The organism is Nocardioides sp. CCNWLW239 (assembly GCF_037137035.1).
Classification (GTDB): Bacteria; Actinomycetota; Actinomycetes; order Propionibacteriales; family Nocardioidaceae; genus Nocardioides.
Map to the genome: position 1 here is coordinate 81524 of NZ_JBBBNW010000007.1, position 19411 is coordinate 100934.

The window sequence follows — 19411 nt, forward strand, 5'->3', positions numbered from 1 at the left end:
CCCCATGTACTTCACCGACCGTGGCATCGAGGAGCTCGTCACCCGCCGGGGCGACGAGGAGGTCACCCTCGCCTGGCTCGCCGAGCAGCTCCAAGCCTTCGTCGACGTCCACCCCGAGCACGAGACCGCCATCGAGCGCCTCGCCACCTGGCTGGCCCGCCTCGACGACCCCGAAGACTAAACCTCCCCGAGTAGTCAGTTTCTGACGCCGGAACGTCGAAAATTGGGGCCGAGAAGTCAATGGATTGACTTCTCGGCCCCAATTTTCGACTACTCGCGGCCAGAAACTGACTACTCGGGGAGGTCTTTTTCGGCTCGCTTGGCGGCGGCACGGAGCTCGAAGAGCTCGGTGGCGAGGCCGCCGACGGCGCCGGCCACGTCGCGTACGGCGCCGGTGATGATCATGGTGACCTGGCCGACGGTCGTCGCGGTGGCCTCGACGGCGCTCTGCGCGACATCCTTGCGGATCTCGTTCTTGCTCAGCTCAGGCTCCATGACAACCCATTGTGGCTGGTCAGGCGTCATGCCGCCACCTCCGCGGAAAGCGCAGGGGTGCTCTCGACACCGACGGATGCCGGCTTCTTGCGGTCAGGGAGGGCGTACTTGCAGATCTTCTTGAAGACGCCCCACAGCTGCTGGTGCAGCGGACCGGTGTTGTAGGCGAGGTCGTAGCGCTCGCAGATCTCGCGGACCTCCTCGGCGATCTCCGGGTAGCGGCGCGCCGGGAGATCGGGGAAGAGGTGGTGCTCGATCTGGTGGGACAGGTTGCCGGACATGATGTGGAAGATGCGGCCGCCGGTGATGTTGGCGGAGCCGAGGAGCTGGCGGTAGTACCAGTGACCCTGGGTCTCGTCCTCGCACTCCTCCTGCGAGAAGGAGGCGACGCCGGCCGGGAAGTGGCCGCAGAAGATGATGTTGAAGGCCCAGATGTTGCGCACCAGGTTCGCCACACCGTTGCCGAGGAACGTCAGCGGCGCCAGCGGGCCGGAGAGCAGCGGGAACAGGACGTAGTCCTTCAGCGCCTGGCGCTTGACCTTCTTCATGAGGCCGCGGTGGAGCTCGGCGTTGTCCGACATCTTGCGCTTGCCGGCGACGATGTTCTCGACCTCGAGGTCGTGCATCGCGACGCCCCACTCGAAGAAGATCATCAGCAGGAAGGCATACAGCGGGTTGCCCAGGAAGTAGGGGTGCCACTTCTGGTCCTCGTCCATCCGCAGGATGCCGTAGCCGATGTCGCGGTCCTTGCCGAGGACGTTGGTGAAGGTGTGGTGGATGTAGTTGTGCGAGTACTTCCACTGGTCGGAGGGACAGACGTTGTCCCACTCGAACATCCGCGAGTTGAGGTCGGGGTCGCCCATCCAGTCGTACTGGCCGTGCATGACGTTGTGCCCGATCTCCATGTTGTCGAGGATCTTGGAGATCGACAGGCAGGCGACCGCGGGAACCCAGCCGATCACGGGCAGGTAGAAGAGCGCCCGCCCGGCGATCTCGAAGGCGCGCTGCTTCTTGACGATGTCGTAGATGTAGGCCGAGTCCTTCTCGCCCAGGTCGGCGACGATCCGCTGGCGGATGGCGTCCATCTCCTTGCCGAAGGCTTCGAGCTCCTCGGCGGAGAGGCGACGGTTGCCGGTGTTCTCAACGGTGGTCATGGGGGTCTCCTAGAGAGGTCAGAGGTCCACGGAGCAGTCGCCCTCAGGCGTGCTCACGCAGATCCGGATCTGTTCGTCGGGGAGCTCGGAGGTCTCGCCGGTCAGGATGTTGCGCACCCGTCCGGAGCTCTTGTTGGTGGTGCAGGAGAAGCAGATCCCCATCCGGCAGCCGGACTCGGGAGTCAGTCCCGCGGCCTCGGCCTGGTCGAGGATCGTGGCGCCGTCGTTGGTGACGGTCTTGCCGGTGCGCACGAACTCCATCTCGCCGCCGGCCACGCCAGCGCTCCTGGGCGGCTTGAAGTACTCCACCTGGAGCGAGTCGGTGCCCTCGTACGCCGCCTGGGCCGCCTCGATGAGCGACGCCGGCCCGCAGGCCCAGGTGGGCAGGTCCCGATATCCCGGGACCAGCTTCTCCAGCAGCGCCGGGGAGAGGTAGGGCGCACCGTCGGCGGTGTGGAGAAGGTGCAGGTCGACGCCGTGGCCCTGGTGACGGATCTCCTCGAGCTCCTCGGCGAAGATCTGACGGTCGGCGCCAGGGGCCCAGTGCAGGAAGGTGACCTTGCCCCGGTGCGTACGCCGCTGCAGGGAGCGCAGCATCGACATCACCGGGGTGATGCCGGAGCCGCCGGAGATCAGGACGATGTGCTCGGGCACACGGTCGGGGAGGACGAAGTCGCCCTCGGCCTGGGACAGGTGCACCAGGGTGCCGACGGTGGCTCGCTCGGTCAGGAACTTGGAGATGCTGTAGGGGGTCGCGTGCTCGTCGTCGTGAGCACGCACCGTGATCGTGAGCGGCTCACCCGGCTTGCCTTCGGTGCTGGAGACGGTGAAGACGCGGGTGGTCCGCCGCCCCTCCCCCGTGTCGATGCCGACCGTGACGTGCTGGCCGGCGCGGTGGCCGCGCCACGTCGAGGTGGGCTGGAGCGTCACGGTCGCCACCCGGGGCGCGTCGGGCGCGCTGACCTCCGGGCGGATGTCGGTGATGCGGGCGCGCACCTCGTGCGCGGCCAGCATGGGGTTGATCTGGGTGAGGTAGCGGTCGATGCTGTGCGGTGAGGCGAGCGCCGCAACCGTGCGCGAGCGGAGGATCCGGCCGCCGAGGTCGAGTGCCATGTGTTTCGCCTTTCAGTGAACATCTGTACACCCACAACCATGGCGGGTCGCGTGTTCAGCGTCAAGGCCGCACGCCAGTGACCCGAATCACGGTGTACACGCGTGCACTGTCGCCGTTTCGGAGGCGTGACCCTAAGATGGTCGGGTGATCGAGACAGGCGCGGAGCCGGAGAGCCGTGCGGAGCGCAAGCTCCGGACCCGGCGAGCAATCCTCGATGCGACGCTGGAGCTGTCCACCGACAGCTCGCTGACCGCGCTCTCGCTCCGCCAGGTCGCCAAGCAGGTCGGCATCGTGCCGACCGCGTTCTACCGCCACTTCGACTCGATCGAGTCGCTGGGGCTGGCCCTCGTCGAGGAGTCCTTCGACTCGCTGCGCGACCTCCTCCGCGACGTACGCCGCAACGCGCAGGCCGACAAGGATGTCGTCGACGGCTCCATCGACGCCCTCGTCGACCACGTCCACCGACGCCGCGACCACTTCGGGTTCATCGCCCGCGAGCGGGTCGCCGGTCCACCCTCGGTGCGTGAGGCCATCCGGCGCGAGATCGAGCTCTGCGAGCGCGAGCTCGCCACCGACCTGGCGCTGATGACCGGCACCGACACGTGGACCGGCACGGATCTGCGCGTGCTCTCGTCACTGTTCGTGACGGTCCTGGTCGCCACCGCCGAGCAGATTCTCTCCACCACCCGCCCCGAGCAGGAGCAGCAGATCGTCGCAGCCGTCAGAACCCAGCTGAGGATGCTGCTGGTCGGCGTCTACCAGTGGCAGTCGGAACGCTAGCGGTTTGAGAGCAGCTCAGCAGCCGCAGGTCGCAGGCTCGCGCCCGTGCTCGCACAGCTCGGCGAGCTCGGCGTCCAGATCCGCCTCGGGCTGCTCGGCAGGCTCATCGTGCCCCTCTGCCCGAGCCGGCAGCAGGACGGCCATCACGACCACGATCAGGGCGAGCCCGGCGCTGACCAGGAACGCCGCCTGCAGGCCACTGACCTGAGCCGCGACGGCACCCACCTCGTCGATGACCTGGTCGCTGCGTACGGACATCACCGTCACCGCCAGCGCGGTGCCGAACGCCGCCGCGACCTGCTGCAGCGTGCCGAGGATCGAGGAGCCGTGGGAGTAGAGGTGGGGCGGCAGCGATCCGAGGCCGAGGGTGAAGACCGGCGTGAAGGCCGCGGCCAGGCTGACCATCAGGACCAGGTGCAGCGCCAGGATGGACCAGTAGGGCGTGGTGAGCGAGATCTGCGAGAGGCCGGCGAGAGCGGCCACGATGCCGACGGAGCCCGGGATGACGAGCACCCGGCCACCGTACGCATCGAAGATCCGCCCGACGGTCGGCCCGAGGAGACCCATCGCGAGACCACCCGGCATCACCAGGAGGCCGGTGTAGAGCGGGGAGAGCCCGCGCACGGTCTGCAGGTAGAGCGGCAGCAGGATCATCGAGCCCATCATCGCCAGGAACGCGACCGCCATCAGGACCAGCGACTTGGTGAAGGTGGGGTGCAGGAAGGCACGCAGGTCCAGCAGCGGCGAGCCGACGCGCTGCAGCCGGAGCTGGCGGAACACGAACGCGACGATCAGGGCCGCACCGACGGCGGCGATGACCACGGGACGCCCGACCTCGCCCTCGGCGAACCGGCTCAGCCCGTAGACGAGCGATCCGAACCCGAGCGCGGCGATGATCACGGAGGCCCAGTCCACGCTCGTCTTCGAGGTCTCACCGACGTTCTCCAGCCGGCGCAGCCCGGACCACGCGACGACGACGGCGATCGGGAGCACCAGCAGGAAGAGCAGCCGCCACGAGCCGAACCCCAGGATCAGCCCGGAGATCGTCGGACCCAGCGCCGGCGCGACCGAGATCGCCATGGTGACGTTGCCCATCACCCGACCGCGGTCGTGCTCGTCGACCACCGTCATCAGCGTGGTCATCAGCAGCGGCATCATCACCGCGGTGCCGGCCGCCTGGATGACACGGCCGGCGAGCAGGATGCCGAAGACCGGCGCGATCGCCGAGATCAGGGTGCCGGCGATGAAGACGCCCATCGCCGTGGCGTACGCCGTCCGGGTGGTCACCCGCTGCAGGAACCACCCGGTCACCGGGATCACCGAGGCCATGGTCAGCATGAACGCGGTCGAGACCCACTGGGCGGCGTGCTCGGTGACCCCGAAGCTGGTCATCAGGTTCGGGATCGCGTTGAGCATGATCGTCTCGTTGAGGATCACCACGAAGGTGGCCAGCACGAGCAGGGTGATGACGGCAGGCGTACGCCGCTTCTCACCGTCTACGGGACGATGTGATGGTGTGACGGCAGCAGTCATGACGAGTTCCTCGGGTCGTACGCAGGGGCCCGTTGCCGCCCGCTCTCATACATAGATCGAACGGGCGGGGCCGATTTCGACATCACGCCACGAGAAAACTCTCCGAGCCCCCGGCAGTGACACTCAATGGTCCCTTGCTCAACCGGGGAGAGTCGAACGATATTCCGTACGTCACACCGCGCCGGACAACGTCACGACGCTTCAGACGGTGAAGACGATCTTCCCGAAGAGATCACCGGCCTGCATCGCCTCGAACCCGGCCGTGGCCTCGGTCAGCGGCATCGTGCGGTCGATGAGCGGGCGGGCACCGGTCGCCTCGAGGAGCGAGACCAGGCTCGCCAGCTCGTTGCGGGTGCCCATCGTCGAGCCGATCACCTTCAGCTGCAGGAAGAAGATGTTGGTCAGCAGCGCATCGTCCAGGTTCGCCCCCGACGTGGTGCCGCTGATGATGATCGCGCCACCCGGCCGCAGCGACCGGACCGAGTGCTTCCAGGTCGCCCGGCCGACGGTCTCGATCACCGCGTCGACCTTGACCGGCAGCCGCTCGCCGCTCGGCAGCGCCTCGTGTGCACCCAGCTCGAGGGCACGCTTCTGCTTCGCCTCATCGCGCGAGGTGGCGTAGACCTTCAGCCCCGCCGCCCGCGCGAGCGTGATCGCCGCGGTCGCCACGCCTCCGCCGGCACCCTGCACCAGCACCGAGTCGCCGGCCTTGAGCCCGCCCTGGGTGAACAACATCCGGTAGGCGGTCAGCCACGCCGTCGGCAGGCACGCCGCCTCCTCGAACGACATGCCGGCAGGCTTCGCGACCACGTTGCGGCGGGGCACGATCACCTTCTCGGCGAAGGTGCCCTGGTGGCGCTCGGAGAGCAGCGACCGCTTCGGGTCGAGGGTCTCGTCGCCGGTCCAGTCCGGCGAGGAGATCACCGAGTGCACGACGACCTCGTTGCCGTCCTCGTCGAGCCCGGACGCGTCGCAGCCGAGGATCATCGGGAGCGCCTCGGCTTTGAGCCCGACCCCCTGCAGCGACCACAGGTCGTGGTGGTTGAGCGAGGCGGCCTTGACGGTGACCGTCGTCCACCCGTCCGGAGCGACCGGGTCAGGCCGCTCCCCCAGCACGAGGCCGGAGATCGGGTCGTCGGATGAGAACTTCTCGGCGTACGCAGCGAACATGCGACCGACCCTACCGATCCCGGTGGTTGCTCGATGAAGGTATGCAGATGGCGGGACACTTCCCCAGCGGAGCTCCGCCAGGGATGCGTGCCTTCGCCTGCATCCCTCGACGGAGGAACACGCTCAGGCGCGCGCGACCCCGTCGGCCCGGGCAGCCTCGGCGACCGCGGCGGCGACCGCGGGGCCGACACGCGGGTCGAAGGGCTCCGGAATGATCTTCGACTCGGAGAGCTCGTCGCTCACCAGGGCAGCCAGCGCCTGGGCAGCCGCGAGCTTCATCCCCTCGGTGATCGAGGAGGCGTGCACGTCGATGGCGCCCCGGAAGATGCCGGGGAAGGCGAGGACGTTGTTGATCTGGTTGGGGAAGTCCGAGCGCCCGGTGGCGACGATGCTGGCGTACTTGTGCGCCACGTCGGGGTGGATCTCCGGGGTCGGGTTGGCCATCGCGAAGACGATCGCCTGGTCGGCCATGGTCGCGACGAGCTCCTCGGGAACGGTGCCACCGGAGAGGCCGACATAGACATCGGCGCCCGCGAGCACGTCGGCGAGCGTGCCCGACCGGCCGGTGACGTCCGCGGTCACCGCGGCGATCGCCTTCTTCGACGCGGTCAGGTCGGAGCGGGTGGAGGAGATGACGCCCTTGCGGTCGAGCAGGGCGAGGTCCTTGATGCCGAACTCGAGCAGGATCTTGGCGACCGCGACGCCCGCGGCGCCGGCACCGGAGATGACCACCCGGGTCGACTCCGGGTTGCGGCCGGTCAGCTTCAGCGCGTTCATCAGGGCGGCCAGGGTGACCACGGCGGTGCCGTGCTGGTCGTCGTGGAAGACCGGGATGTCGAGCGCCTCCTTGAGGCGGTCCTCGATCTCGAAGCAGCGCGGCGCGGAGATGTCCTCCAGGTTGATCCCACCGAACGACGGCGCCATCCGGACCACGGTCTCGACGATCTCGTCGACGTCGGTGGTGTCCAGGCAGATCGGGATCGAGTCGACGCCGCCGAACTCCTTGAACAGCACCGCCTTGCCCTCCATCACCGGCATCGCCGCGGCAGGACCGATGTCACCGAGGCCGAGCACCGCGGTGCCGTCGGTCACGACAGCGACCGTGTTGGGCACCCAGGTGTAGGTGTGAGCCAGCTCGGGCTGCTCGGCGATCGCGGTGCAGACCCGCGCGACGCCCGGGGTGTAGGCCATCGACAGCGACGCCTTGTCGGAGACCGAGGCGGTCGCCGCGATCGCCATCTTGCCGCCGCGGTGAAGCTCGAACACCGGGTCGCCGTCATAGGCGGTGGTCTCGGTGGAAAGGGTGGACTCGGTCATTGGGGGCCTCCAGAAACTACGGACTCGGAACGTCGGGGCGGTCGAACGCGAGCCGAGGGGTGGAGCCGCGCATGGCGCCATCTACAGGGATGTGGTGCCCGGATGGCAGTGTCCCACAGGCTACCGGAGGAAGCGGTTGATGTTTCCTACAAGGTGATCAAGCCCTCATCTGGAGCTCTCGGCCAGAACGCTCACGCCAGGACGCGCGGGCGTGGCCAGAGCCTGCCGACGACGACGCCGATCACGTCGGCATCCGCCACCGGCCCGCGATGACGGGAGTCGATCACTCCCGGGGCGGCCGGATTGTCCGAGAGCAGCCACCACCCGGAGCGCCCGGATACGGTCGTACGCCGCTCCACCGCCCGCTTCACCACCACCGCCCCGTCGGCGAGCCGGGCGACGACGACACGACCGGGCTCCGGCGTACGTCGGTAGGAGACCCACAACCGGTCCCCGGCCTGCAACGTCGGCTCCATCGACACCCCTTCGACCTTCGCCATCCCCCAGGCGTGTCGGGGTGCCCTGGCCGCGTTGTCCTCCATGCGGAGTAGTGTCGCAATCCGTAGGACACATGAACACTCTTTGAGAGGACCCGCATGTTCGCGCGACTTTTCGCTCCCACCATCGAGGTCTCGGCCCACTGCGACCTGCCCTGCGGCGTCTACGACCCCGCCCAGGCCCGCATCGAGGCCGAGTCCGTCAAGGCCGTCATCGCCAAGGCCCTCGACAGCGACGACCCCGACTTCCGCACCCGCGCGGTGCTCATCAAGGAGCAGCGCTCCGAGCTGGTCAAGCACCACCTGTGGGTGCTGTGGACCGACTACTTCAAGCCCCCGCACTTCGAGAAGTACCCCCAGCTCCACACCCTCGTCAACGAGGCCACCAAGCTCGCCGGCGCCTCCGGCACCAAGGGCACCCTCGACCTCGAGGTCGCCGACAAGCTCCTCGCCAAGATCGACGAGATCGCCGAGATCTTCTGGGAGACCAAGAAGGCCTGACGACCTTCGGGTCTCAGCCCCCGTACACCGCAGCCGCTCCGATCTCGGAGCGGCTGCGGTGGGTTAACGGCACGGCGCGTCCGGTCTCGTTGCATAATCATCGAGACACCCACCCAGAAGGACTGACAACCCAGATGCCCCAGGTCGAGCTGCGCCTTCCCGCCGAAGGCGCCTACGTCTCCGTACTGCGTACGACGACCGCCGCCCTCGCCGCGCGCCTCGACTTCACCCTCGAGGACATCGAGGACCTGCGGATGGCGGTCAGCGAGGCGGCGGCGATCTGCCTGGAGTGCGCCAGCGAGGGCGCGGACCTGCACATCGTCTTCGACATCGGTGAGGACACCATCGGGGTCACCGTCACCACCACCTGCGACGCCGAGGCCGAGATCGACGAGACGAGCTTCGCCTGGCAGGTGCTCACCACGCTGGCCAGGGACGTCACCGCCGTCCCCGCCGGGGACCAGCTCAAGATCTCCTTGGTTGCCGGCGCGACCCCGCTCGGAGCCGCGCGCTGACATGGCGCAGAAGACGATTCGGTCGTCGAGGTCCAGGAGCACCGGCGAGGTGGAGGATGCCCGCGCCCGCTCCCGCGAGCTCTTCACGGCCCTTGCCGGCTCCGACCTGACCGACGCGGAGCGAACCGGCGCGCGCGAGGAGCTGGTCCACCTCAACATGGCGCTGGTGGAGTACTGCGCCTCCCAGTTCTACGGTCGCGGCGAGCCGCACGAGGACCTCGTCCAGGTCGGTGTGGTCGGCCTCCTCAACGCCGTGGACCGCTACGACCTCGGGCGTGACGTCGAGTTCTCGACGTACGCCGTGCCGACGATCCTCGGCGAGATCAAGCGCTACTTCCGTGACAGCCGCTGGGCGGTCAGCGTGCCCCGCCGGCTGCGCGACCTGCAGCAGAACCTCCGCGAAGCGACCGCCGAGCTCTCCCAGGAGCTCGGCCGCTCCCCCACGGCTCGCGACCTCGCCACCCGGCTCGGCGTCAGCCTCGAGACCGTCGTCGAGGGCCTGGAGTCCAGCAATGCCTACGCAGCGCTGTCCCTCGACCACGAGAGCGACGAGACGGCGCCGATGCTCGACTCGCTGACCGCCCACGACCTGCGTCTCGACGACGTCGAGGTCCGCGAGTCCATCAAGCCGGTGCTCGACGGCCTCTCCGCCCACGAGAAGCAGGTGCTGATGCTGAAGTTCTTCCGCAGCAAGACCCAGACCGAGATCGCCGCCGAGCTCGGGGTCTCCCAGATGCAGGTCTCCCGGCTGCTCAACCGCTCGCTCGCGCGGCTCCGCAAGGCGCTGGAAGAGGACTAACGATCTTCGAGCGCGGCGATGCTCGGGGGCGCGAAGACGCCGGCGAGCGCGACCACCGCGACGAGCGCCAGCCCGCCCGCGACGGCGAGATCCTCACGCAGGTTCCAGGCCAGGCCGAGCACGATCAGCTGGACGAGCACCAGCGGCGCCCTCGACCAGGACTCCAGACGCCAGAACATGAAGGTGCACCAGCCGATGGCGGCGGCGCAGAGCAGGAAGAACAGGCCGCCCGCGATCGCGGTCGTGAGCGAGGCGGCGTCGGGGATGCGTACGAACTCCATCGCTCCCCAGACCAGCATCGCCGCGGCCTCGACGCCTGCGGCGAACACGGTCAGCAAGAGGGTCCAGGGACGATGCGGCGCGGTCACCTGAGCAGCCTAGAACCCGATCCAAGGGTCGAAAAATCCGCGAGAGCATACACCACCGACCTTGCGGGTAACTCACCGCGTTACCGAATTGTCTAGCACCAGGACAACCGAGTGTTACGGTCCGGTGACGAAGCAGACACTGGTTAGGGGTTGTTTCGGCGTCCATTTCTTGGAACTCTAGAGACAGCACGCACGTGAAGACATTCACACATCCCCGCCACGTGCCCGCTCGCAGGGTCTCGAAGCACCAGGGCCTTGCCCATCCTACGTCAGAAAGAGGGTCTACCCAGCCATGGATTGGCGCCACCGTTCGGCTTGTCTCGATGAAGACCCGGAACTGTTCTTCCCCATCGGAAACACCGGTCCGGCCATCCTTCAGATCGAGGAAGCCAAGCAGGTCTGCCGGCGTTGCGACGTCCGGGAGCAATGTCTTCAGTGGGCTCTTGAGGCCGGTCAGGATCACGGCGTGTGGGGTGGATTGAGCGAGGACGAGCGTCGTGCGCTGAAGCGCCGCAACGCCCGCTCGCGTGTCCGCACCGCCGTCTGACCACCCCCGAGAGATCCCCCTACAGATCTACCTAGAGCTCCACCGGCAGCTCGACCGCAGCTCTCGCCCCATGGCCAACCGGCCGGGGCCCCAACGAGAGCCGGCCACCGAGCTCGCCTTCGACGAGAGTCTTCACGATCGACAAACCCAGATTTGTCGATGTGTCGAGACTGAACCCGTCGGGTAATCCATGACCGTCGTCCTCGATGGTCACCTGGAGATGCCCGGCGGGTTGTTGTCGTACGGACATCACGATCGTGCCCGTCTCGGGATCCCCCGGGCCGCTGCCGCGGTAGCCGTGCTCCACGGCGTTCTGCAGCAGCTCGGTGACGACCATGGCCATCGGTGTGGCCACCTCCGAGGGCAGCGACCCGAACGAGCCTTCGCGACGCACCCGCACCGCCACCCCCACCGAGGTGACCTCGCCGACCATGGAGGCGAGCCGGTCGGCGATCTCGTCGAACTCGACGGTCTCCTCGACGGCCTGCTGGGAGAGGATCTCGTGGACCAGCGCGATCGACCCGACCCGTCGTACGGCCTCGTTCAGCGCGTCCTGCGCGACGCCGGAGTCGACACGGCGAGACTGCATCCGCAGCAGCGCGGCCACGGTTTGTAGGTTGTTCTTCACCCGGTGGTGGATCTCGCGGATCGTCGCGTCCTTGGTGACGAGCTCACGGTCGCGTCGGCGCAGATCGGTGACGTCGCGCAGCAGCACCAGCGCACCGATCGCCTCGCCACGTGGCCGCAGCGGGATCGAGCGCATGATGATCGCCATCACCCCGGTGTCGATCTCGGTGTCGCGATGCGCCCGCCCGCCGAGCACCGCACTCAGCGTCTCCTCGTCGGGACGCTTGCGCGGCGGCACCAGAGCACGGGTCATGCCGGCCAGGGACTGGCCGGCGAGGTCTCCGGAGAGACCCAGCCGGCGGAAGACCGAGAGCGCGTTGGGGCTGGCGTAGTCGACGACGCCGTCGGCGTCCACCCGGACGAACCCGTCCCCCACTCTGGGGGTGTCGGTGTGGTCGCTGCGCTGCCCGACCGCCGGGAAGAAGCCGTTGGCGACCATCTGGGTCAGGTCGTTGGCGGTCTGCAGATAGGACAGCTCGAGCTTGGAGGGCGTGCGCACGCCGAGCAGGTTGGTGTTGCGGCTCAGCACCGCGATGATGCGGCCGGAGCGGCGTACGGGGATGGTCTCGACCCGCACCGGGACGTCGTCGCGCCATTCCGGGTCTCCCTCGCGCACCAGCCGGCCGACGTCGACGGCGTCGTCGAGGGTGGCGTGGCGGCCCTTCGGCACGAACATGCCGACGATATCGTCGACGTAGGCCGTCGGGCCGGTCGTGGGACGCATCTGACCGGCCGCCCAGAAGCCGTTGCCGGACTTGTCGGGCAGCCACAGCACGAGGTCGGCGAAGGAGAGGTCGGCGAGGATCTGCCAGTCGGCCATGAGCAGCTGAAGCCAGCCGACGTCCTCGCTGTCGAGGTCGGTGTGATTCTGGGCAAGCTCACTCAGAGTGGGCACGGCGACAGCGTAGATGTAGACCAAGGTATGAGCATTGCGCGGGTCGGATGTCCACGCGTGGCGGGGTTTGGCAGGATGTTCCCTATGTCGGAGGCGTACTGGCGGGAGGTTCACTCGACCGGTCTCGCTGTACCCACGGACCGGCCGTTGGGCGACCTCACGATCGAGCTCACCCGGATGCTCGGCGACCCCGACCCGGACGTACGCAGCGGGCTGGCCGTGCCGGCCCTGTCGACGTGGATCCAGCGCGGCGTCTACGACGACCTGCTGGCCGGCCTGGGCGACGGGATGGCGGCCGGCCTGGTCGTCGGGCTCGGCGACTCCGGCAACAACGGCGTCTTCCGCCGGGCCTCCTCGGTCGAGGCCCTGGCCGAGTGCATCGCCCGGGACAACGCACGTTCGCTCGTGCCCGCCGAGAAGGTGCTGGAGTGGGGCGACCGGATCGCCACCTGGCTGCTGCGGGAGCGGGACCTGCGTGCCTTCGTACCCGAGCGCGGCTGGGCGCACGCGGTCGCCCGCGGCGCCGACGCCCTCGGCACCCTGGCCTCCTCCGAACACCTCGGCAAGCCCGAGCTGACGGTGATCCTCGACGTCGTCGCCGACCGCGTGCTGGCCCGAGGCGACACCATCTACACCCACGGCGAGCCCGACCGGCTGGCGGCGGCGACGATGTCGGTGCTGCGCCGCAACCTGGTCCCGCTCACGATCATGGAGCCGTGGATCAACCGGATCGTCACCGTCGCCACCGCGACCCCGGAGACGCCCGACCGCGACCCGTTCCTGCTCACCGGCAACGCCGAGGCGTTCCTGCGGGCCCTCTACATCCAGCTCGCGCTCAGCAACGACAGCCCGCAGATCCGGGGCGATCTGCTACTGGTCGTCGTCGCCGCTCTGAAGCGGTCCAACGCGGCCTACCTGGGCTGAATTAGCACTGACACCCCTGGCTTTGAGAGACTGTGCCGAGACCCCTCGGGGTCCATGTACCCCAATGGAGGAGATCATTATGGGCAAGACCGGCCGCAAGCGCCGCGCGCGCCGCAAGAAGGGCGCGAACCACGGCAAGCGCCCCAACAGCTGATCACGGCTGTTAATGACGTGAGAGCCCCAGCCGATTCGGCTGGGGCTCTCGTCGCGTCCGGGTCCGTACGCGTCTGGGTCAGGACTGCGTGCGGAGCTCCTGGATCTGGACCATGATCTTCGCGCGCAGCTCGCCGGGGGCGACCTCGGTGCACGAGCGCGCCACGACGGCCTTGACGATGCGCTGCTGGTCGTAGGTCTCCAGGCAGGGGTTGCAGCTCTGCAGGTGGAGCTTGACCTGGTCGGCGTCGGCCGCGGCGAGCTCGTTGTCGATCAGGAAGACGATCTGCTCGAGAAAGTCTGCGCAGTCGCTGGGTGAGGCGTCGTGTTCGTGGGCACTCATGACGCACCTCCACGAGCGCCGGTGAGGTCGTTGGTGCGTACGTAGTCGGAGAGCAGATCGCGCAGCTGGCGACGGCCTCGGTGAAGCCGCGACATCACGGTGCCGATCGGGGTTTCCATGATCTCGGCGATCTCCTTGTAGGCGAATCCCTCGACGTCGGCGAGGTAGACGGCGAGCCGGAACTCCTCGGGGAGACGCTGCAGCGCGTCCTTCACCTGGGAGTCGGGCAGGTGCTCGAGCGCCTCCATCTCCGCGGACTTCAGACCGGTCGAGGTGTGTGACTCGGCCCGCGCGAGCTGCCAGTCCTCGACGTCCTCGGACATCGACTGCTGTGGCTGGCGCTGCTTCTTGCGGTAGGTGTTGATGAAGGTGTTGGTGAGGATGCGGTAGAGCCAGGCCTTCAGGTTGGTGCCGGGCTTGAACTGGTGGAAGGACGAGTAGGCCTTCGCGAACGTCTCCTGCACCAGGTCTTCCGCATCGGCCGGGTTGCGGGTCATCCGCATCGCCGCCGAGTAGAGCTGGTCGAGGAAGGGCAGCGCGTCCCGCTCGAAGCGCAGGGCGCGCTCCTCGGGAGTCTCGGTGGCCAGGTCGACCTCCGCGCTTCGCGCGGTCACTCCCTCGCTCGGCGCGAGCGGACGAGCAAGCTCGCCGCTCGACCTCGCTCCGGTCGTCTCAGTGTCGTTGTCGCTCATCACGTCCCAGGGTACGCGCGTGAGCATCGGGGCGCCCATCGGCGACACGTTCTCCGGGGGGCGTTCGAGCAGGATGGTCATGCTGCATGAACGTCGCGACGGCCGCGAAACATTCCCGCGGTCGGAGAGCCCCGCGGCCGTCGGCCACCTCAGGACGTCTGCAGGACGAACATGCTCCATGAGGCCGGCGGAAGCTCGGCCTCGAGCGCTCCCCCCACGACCTTCGCCGAGTCGTACGCCCTCGGCACCACCCGGTCGGGATGCTCCACGCTGTTCGCCGCGAACAGGTCCTCGCCACCCAGGACCGTCGCCTCGACCAGCTCCACGCCGCCGAAGTTGCGCAGGTCGGTGGAGAAGGCCAGGGGCTCCGACGGGTGCCGGTTGACGACGAACACCGCCACGCGGCCGTTCTCCGGGTCGTGGGTCGCCACGGAGTCGAGGACGGAGACGTCACCGTGCTTGGCGGTGGTGATCGTCGGAGCGACGACCCGGGGCTCGAGCACCTCCCCCTGCGCGAACCGGGAGGTCAGCGCGAACGGGTGGAAGATCGACTGCCGCCATGCCGGCCCGCCGGGCTCGCACCTGATCGAGCCGATGGTGTTGACCAGCTGAGCCTGGCAGGCGGCGGTCACCCGGTCGCTGTGCTTGAGCAGCGTGATGAGCAGCGAGCCGACGACGACGGCGTCGAGCACCGTGTAGGCGTCTTCGCTCAGCCGAGGGGCGAAGGTCCAGTCCTCCGGCATGCCCTCCTGCTGGAACTTCTTCAGGTACCAGACGTTCCACTCGTCGAAGGAGATGTTGATCCGCTTCGGCGAGGAGAGCTTCGCCCCGATGTGGTCGGCGGTCGCGACGACGTCCCGGATGAAGAGATCCATGTCGACCGACGAGGCGAGGAAGCTCGCGATGTCGTCGCCGTCGAGCTCGTAGTAGGCGTGCGCCGAGACGAAGTCGACCTCGTCGTAGGTGTGCTCGAGCACCGTCGCCTCCCAGGCGCCGAACGTCGGCATCGAGCGGCCCGAGCTGCCGCAGGCGACCAGCTCGAGGTCGGCGTCGTGCTGGCGCATCCCCCTCGCCACCTCCTTGGCCAGACGGCCGTACTCCTCGGCCGTCTTGTGCCCCAACTGCCAGGGTCCGTCCATCTCGTTGCCGAGGCACCACATCCGGATGTCGTGCGGCTGCACGGCGCCGTGCTCGATGCGACGGTCGGACAGCTCGGTTCCGCTGGGGTGGTTGGCGTACTCCAGCAGCTCGAGCGCCTCCGGCAGGCCGCGCGTGCCCAGGTTCACCGCCATGATCGGCTCGATGCCGGCCTTCTTCACCCAGGTCATGAACTCGTTGAGGCCGAAAGCATTGGTCTCGATGCTCCGCCACGCCGGGTCCCGGCGGGTCGGTCGCTGGTCGCGTGGCCCCACGCCGTCCTCCCACTTGTAGCCGGAGACGAAGTTGCCGCCGGGGTAGCGAACGGCGCTCACTCCGAGCTCGCGGACGAGATCCAGTACGTCGCCCCGCAGGCCGTCCTCGTCCGCCGTCGGGTGTCCCGGCTCGAAGATGCCGCCGTAGACACAGCGCCCCATGTGCTCCACGAACGATCCGAAGACCCTCCTGTTCACGGGGGCGACGGTGAACGCCGGATCGATTGTCAGCTTGCCGTTCTCCATGGGTTCCTCCTGATCCGGGCAGCGGCATCCCGGGCGCCGGCGAATCGCCGGCGCCCGGGTCCGTCGCCATCTACTTGAGCTGGTTCTCCAGATCGGCCTGGGCCTGGTCCAGCGCCTGCTTGGCCGGGACACCGTCCCCGAAGATCTGGTTGTACGTGCTGGTCGTGAACACCTCGTCGACCTTGGGCAGGTTCGGGTTCTCGAAGGACTCGAAGTGGCCGATGTCGCCCTTGACCTCGTTGAGCACGTCGAAGAGGTTGGTCCGGAAGTACTTGTTGAACTTGTTCTCCGGGTTGTGGGTGACGTCCTTGTCCTCCCACACCGACATGTTGACCGGGTCGAAGCCGAGCTCCTCCCAGACGGCGACGTTGGCCTCCGGCGACAGCTTCGCGAAGGCGAGCCACTCGGCAGCGAACTCCTTGTCCGGGGAGCTGTCGATCACCGCGGTGCCGGTGCCGCCGCCACCGACCGTGGCGACCTCACCACCCTCGATGACCGGTGCCGGCGCGATCGCGATGTCCCCGGCCAGATCGGGCATGTAGTCGACGAACCGGGACGTGTACCAGGCCGGGTAGACGATGGCCGCGTAGTCCCCGTTGTTGATGGGGCCGTAGGCCTCCTCGATGTCCGGGCTGCCGCCCGGGATGGTCGAGAGCGCTCCGGCCTTCTGCATGTCCTGCAGCAGCTCGATCGCCTCCACGACCTCCGGGCTGTTCACGGTGACGTTGCCGTCCTCGTCGAACAGGTCGCCGCCGAGCTGCGCCATCACCAGCGGCTGGGTGATGTTGGTGTCGGTGCTGGCGACACCGAAGGCCTTGCCGGTCGCCTTGTTGTACTTCGCGCCGGCCGCCTTGAAGTCGTCCCAGGTCTTGATGGTCGTGTAGTCGACCCCGGCCTTCTCCAGCAGTGGGATGTTGTAGAAGGCCACCTGGGCCCCGACGTGAGTCGGGAAGCCGAGCTGCTTCCCCTCCCGGGCGTACAGGTCCATCCGGGCCTGCACGATGTCCTCCTGGTAGGGCTCGGCGGCCTCGGACAGGTCGGCCAGTGGCGTACGTCCGTCCTCGGTGACGAAGTTGGAGAACTTGTTCACCTCGATGTCCACGACGTCCGGGAGCCCCTTGCCGGAGTTCACGGCCAGCTGCAGCTTGTTGTGCATCTCGTCGTAGGGGAAGACCGTGACGTCGAGCTTGATCTCCTTGTCGGGGTTCTTCTCGTTCCACGCCTCGGCCATCGCCTCGTAGTAGGTGCCGTGCAGCTCGGCGAACACCCACATGTCGATGCTGGTGCGGCCCTCTGCGTCAGGTCCGCCTTCCTCCTCGGAGCCGCCGCAGGCGCTCAGCATGAGCGTCGCAGCGAGTCCCGCGGCGAGTAAGGAGGTGATTCTCCGCCTTGTTGTCATGGCTCTCTCCATCTGTGAGGTTTGGGCAAGGGGTCACCCCTTGAGCGCCCCGGCCGTCATGCCAGCGACGAAGAACCGCTGGAACAGCAGGAAGAGCACCAGGACGGGAAGGAGCGAGAACAGGGACCCGATGATGAGCAGCTCGTAGTTGTTCTCATGCGGGGTGAGCAGGGTGTTGAGCCCGATCGGGAGGGTGAACTTCGACTCCGAGCGCAGCACCAGCAGCGGCCAGAGGAAGTTGTTCCAGATGATCATCCCGTTGAGGATGGCCATCGCCGCGAATGCCGGTTTCGCCACCGGCACCACGATCTTGAAGAAGATGCCGAACTCCGTGGCACCGTCCATCCGGCCTGCCTCGAGCAGATCCTTCGGGATGCCGAGGAAGTACTGCCGGAAGTAGAAGATGGTTACCGCCGCTGCCAGGAACGGCAGCACGATCACCGAGTAGGAGTCGGCCAGGCCGACGTCGTTCACCAGCACGTACAGCGGCAGCATCATGATCTCGAACGGCACGGCCATGAGCAGCAGGACGGCGATGAACAGCGCGGTCTTGCCCTTGAACTCGTAGACGGCGAAGCCGTAGGCGACGAACGAGCTGACCAGCAACGTCCCGGCCACCTGCACAACCGTGAGCAGGATCGAGTTGGCGAACCACCGGAAGTAGGGCCCGGAGTCGGTGAAGAGCATCACGTAGTTGTCCAGCGACAGCGAGCTGCGGTCGATGTCGAGAGAGAGGCCCCGCCGGATGACGTCGTTGCCGTCTTGGAACGTCGCCACGAACATGATCAGCAGCGGAGCGAGCACGATCAGGGTCAGCACGAGCAGGAACCCCGTCTGGACCGACCCGTGGAGCCAGTGCGGCAGCTGGACCTTCGTGCGGGTGGCCGGCTGAGCGCTCATTGCGCACTCTCCTTCTTGAAGGTCCCGCTGAGCGTGAGGAACGTGAGGTTGATGGTCATGATGACCACGACGAGCACGACACCGACCGCAGAGGCGAAGCCCAGGTCGTTCTGCTCGATCCCCCGCCGGTAGAGGTAACCGATCACGGTGAGCCCCTGGTCGTTGGGCGAGGAGTTGCCGCGGTAGAGCATGAAGCTCTCCAGGAACATCGCCAGGCCGCCGTAGATGCTGATGGTGGTGACGTAGACGATGGTCGGCTTCAGGTTGGGCAGGGTGATGTGGAAGAACTGCTGCAGCCTGCTGGCGCCGTCGATGGTCGCGGCCTCGTAGTACTCCTCCGGGATGGACTGCATGCCGGCGAGGAAGTAGAGGATGTTGACGCCGGTCCAGCGCCACATCGCCAGCGCCAGCAGCGCGATCAGCCCGCCGGTGTCGATACGCAGCCAGCGGACCGGTTCGAGGCCGAAGATCCCGACGATCTGGTTCATCAGCCCGGTGCCGGTCTCGGCGAACATCAGCCGGAAGATGATGCCGGCGACGACGACCGAGGTCAGCGCCGGCACGAACATCGAGGCCTTGAAGACCGCCTTGACGCGCTCGCTGCCGATCTTGGAGTTGATCAGCGCCGCCAGGACCAGCGGGACCGGGATCAGGAGCGCGATGGTCAGCACCATGTAGCGGGCACTGTTGAACATCGCCTTCCAGAAGAGCCGGTCCTCCCAGAGCCGCTGGTAGTTGTCGAAGCCGATGAAGGCGGCCTGTCCGAAGACCACCTCCTGAGTGCTCAGCAGGAAGGTGCGCGCGAGCGGGAGCAGCCAGAAGGCGAGCAGCGTGATCACGAACGGCGCGATGAAGAGGTAGGGCGCCGCCTTCTGCGAGTACAGCAGCCGCCGGAGAACGACCATCGGAAGACTCCTCTTCGCTGGAGGCATCACACACGGGTGGGGGCGCGATCCGCCGGTTTACGACGATGTATGTCCCTCACCAGCGGATTTACTACGTGGTAATCAGCGCATATCCTTGTCCTGCG

At 67.5% G+C, this 19411-nt stretch carries 23 protein-coding genes; 8 read left to right on the forward strand and 15 right to left on the reverse strand.

Features of this window, described 5'->3' with window-relative positions:
- Positions 1–4: 4 nt before the first annotated feature.
- On the forward strand, positions 5–181 hold the full coding sequence (locus WBG06_RS22685) for a DUF6104 family protein (protein ID WP_008362094.1): 177 nt from the start codon (positions 5–7) through the stop codon (positions 179–181).
- Between the two features lie 110 nt (positions 182–291).
- Here WBG06_RS22685 and WBG06_RS22690 read toward each other — a convergent pair whose 3' ends face one another.
- Genes WBG06_RS22690 through WBG06_RS22700 form a run of 3 tightly spaced genes read right to left on the reverse strand, consistent with a single transcriptional unit; the run spans position 292 to position 2762 of the window.
- Positions 292–495, reverse strand: a complete 204-nt coding sequence (locus tag WBG06_RS22690; RefSeq protein ID WP_336739497.1) for a hypothetical protein — start codon at positions 493–495, stop codon at positions 292–294.
- A gap of 26 nt (positions 496–521) precedes the next feature.
- Positions 522–1649 carry a fatty acid desaturase family protein gene (locus WBG06_RS22695; RefSeq protein ID WP_336739499.1) on the reverse strand — a complete coding sequence of 376 codons (1128 nt, stop codon included), beginning with the start codon at positions 1647–1649 and terminating at the stop codon, positions 522–524.
- Between the two features lie 18 nt (positions 1650–1667).
- Positions 1668–2762, reverse strand: a complete 1095-nt coding sequence (locus WBG06_RS22700; RefSeq protein WP_336739501.1) for a flavin reductase family protein — start codon at positions 2760–2762, stop codon at positions 1668–1670.
- Between the two features lie 145 nt (positions 2763–2907).
- Between WBG06_RS22700 and WBG06_RS22705 the strand changes: the two genes are divergently transcribed.
- Positions 2908–3543: a TetR family transcriptional regulator gene (locus tag WBG06_RS22705; protein ID WP_336739503.1), complete on the forward strand. Its 636-nt coding sequence runs from the start codon at positions 2908–2910 to the stop codon at positions 3541–3543.
- 15 nt (positions 3544–3558) lie between these two features.
- Here the strand turns inward: WBG06_RS22705 and WBG06_RS22710 are convergent, their stop codons facing one another.
- The 4 genes from WBG06_RS22710 to WBG06_RS22725 form a co-directional block, all read right to left on the reverse strand.
- Complete coding sequence (locus WBG06_RS22710) at positions 3559–5076, reverse strand: MDR family MFS transporter (RefSeq protein ID WP_336739505.1); 1518 nt, start codon at positions 5074–5076, stop codon at positions 3559–3561.
- A 201-nt stretch (positions 5077–5277) separates the two neighbouring features.
- Positions 5278–6246: a zinc-binding dehydrogenase gene (locus WBG06_RS22715; protein WP_336739506.1), complete on the reverse strand. Its 969-nt coding sequence runs from the start codon at positions 6244–6246 to the stop codon at positions 5278–5280.
- A 123-nt stretch (positions 6247–6369) separates the two neighbouring features.
- Positions 6370–7563 (reverse strand): NAD(P)-dependent malic enzyme, encoded by a 1194-nt coding sequence (locus WBG06_RS22720; protein ID WP_336739508.1) that lies wholly within the window; start codon positions 7561–7563, stop codon positions 6370–6372.
- A gap of 191 nt (positions 7564–7754) precedes the next feature.
- The gene (locus tag WBG06_RS22725; RefSeq protein WP_336739510.1) at positions 7755–8105 is read right to left on the reverse strand and encodes a S24/S26 family peptidase; all 351 of its coding nucleotides are present in this window, start codon (positions 8103–8105) and stop codon (positions 7755–7757) included.
- Between the two features lie 54 nt (positions 8106–8159).
- On the opposite strand from WBG06_RS22725, the gene sodN reads away from it, so the two are divergent.
- The 3 genes from sodN (at position 8160) to WBG06_RS22740 (ending at position 9875) form a co-directional block, all read left to right on the forward strand.
- Positions 8160–8561 carry a superoxide dismutase, Ni gene (gene sodN / locus WBG06_RS22730; RefSeq protein WP_336739512.1) on the forward strand — a complete coding sequence of 134 codons (402 nt, stop codon included), beginning with the start codon at positions 8160–8162 and terminating at the stop codon, positions 8559–8561.
- Between the two features lie 134 nt (positions 8562–8695).
- Complete coding sequence (locus WBG06_RS22735) at positions 8696–9076, forward strand: anti-sigma factor (protein WP_336739514.1); 381 nt, start codon at positions 8696–8698, stop codon at positions 9074–9076.
- 49 nt (positions 9077–9125) lie between these two features.
- Complete coding sequence (locus tag WBG06_RS22740; RefSeq protein ID WP_336739516.1) at positions 9126–9875, forward strand: SigB/SigF/SigG family RNA polymerase sigma factor; 750 nt, start codon at positions 9126–9128, stop codon at positions 9873–9875.
- On the opposite strand, the gene WBG06_RS22745 is transcribed toward WBG06_RS22740, so the two are convergent.
- Positions 9872–10243, reverse strand: a complete 372-nt coding sequence (locus WBG06_RS22745) for a hypothetical protein (protein WP_336739518.1) — start codon at positions 10241–10243, stop codon at positions 9872–9874. The genes WBG06_RS22740 and WBG06_RS22745 overlap by 4 nt on opposite strands.
- Before the next feature lie 292 nt (positions 10244–10535).
- On the opposite strand from WBG06_RS22745, the gene WBG06_RS22750 reads away from it, so the two are divergent.
- Positions 10536–10790 carry a WhiB family transcriptional regulator gene (locus WBG06_RS22750; RefSeq protein WP_008362075.1) on the forward strand — a complete coding sequence of 85 codons (255 nt, stop codon included), beginning with the start codon at positions 10536–10538 and terminating at the stop codon, positions 10788–10790.
- Positions 10791–10821: 31 nt separating this feature from the next.
- Here WBG06_RS22750 and WBG06_RS22755 read toward each other — a convergent pair whose 3' ends face one another.
- Positions 10822–12312: a sensor histidine kinase gene (locus tag WBG06_RS22755; protein WP_336739521.1), complete on the reverse strand. Its 1491-nt coding sequence runs from the start codon at positions 12310–12312 to the stop codon at positions 10822–10824.
- Between the two features lie 84 nt (positions 12313–12396).
- Between WBG06_RS22755 and WBG06_RS22760 the strand changes: the two genes are divergently transcribed.
- Together WBG06_RS22760 and WBG06_RS26530 are read left to right on the forward strand one after the other, a co-directional pair.
- A complete protein-coding gene (locus tag WBG06_RS22760; protein WP_336739523.1) occupies positions 12397–13236 on the forward strand; it encodes a DUF2785 domain-containing protein in 840 nt (279 codons plus the stop codon).
- A gap of 79 nt (positions 13237–13315) precedes the next feature.
- On the forward strand, positions 13316–13390 hold the full coding sequence (locus WBG06_RS26530) for a 50S ribosomal protein bL37 (RefSeq protein WP_370249596.1): 75 nt from the start codon (positions 13316–13318) through the stop codon (positions 13388–13390).
- Positions 13391–13468: 78 nt separating this feature from the next.
- Here the strand turns inward: WBG06_RS26530 and rsrA are convergent, their stop codons facing one another.
- The 6 genes from rsrA to WBG06_RS22790 all read right to left on the reverse strand — a co-directional run bounded on the left by rsrA (position 13469) and on the right by WBG06_RS22790 (position 19286).
- Positions 13469–13732, reverse strand: coding sequence for a mycothiol system anti-sigma-R factor (gene rsrA, locus WBG06_RS22765; RefSeq protein WP_336739525.1), 264 nt, complete (start codon positions 13730–13732; stop codon positions 13469–13471).
- Positions 13729–14424, reverse strand: coding sequence for a sigma-70 family RNA polymerase sigma factor (locus tag WBG06_RS22770; protein ID WP_442945500.1), 696 nt, complete (start codon positions 14422–14424; stop codon positions 13729–13731). Before WBG06_RS22770 ends, rsrA begins: the two co-directional genes overlap by 4 nt.
- A gap of 149 nt (positions 14425–14573) precedes the next feature.
- Positions 14574–16082 (reverse strand): arabinosylfuranosidase ArfA, encoded by a 1509-nt coding sequence (arfA, locus tag WBG06_RS22775; RefSeq protein WP_336739527.1) that lies wholly within the window; start codon positions 16080–16082, stop codon positions 14574–14576.
- 70 nt (positions 16083–16152) lie between these two features.
- Entirely contained in the window at positions 16153–17481 is a 1329-nt protein-coding gene (locus WBG06_RS22780) for an ABC transporter substrate-binding protein (protein WP_336739528.1), read from the reverse strand.
- A gap of 33 nt (positions 17482–17514) precedes the next feature.
- Positions 17515–18381, reverse strand: coding sequence for a carbohydrate ABC transporter permease (locus WBG06_RS22785; protein ID WP_336739530.1), 867 nt, complete (start codon positions 18379–18381; stop codon positions 17515–17517).
- Positions 18378–19286: a carbohydrate ABC transporter permease gene (locus WBG06_RS22790; RefSeq protein WP_336739532.1), complete on the reverse strand. Its 909-nt coding sequence runs from the start codon at positions 19284–19286 to the stop codon at positions 18378–18380. Before WBG06_RS22790 ends, WBG06_RS22785 begins: the two co-directional genes overlap by 4 nt.
- Between the last annotated feature and the right edge of the window lie 125 nt (positions 19287–19411).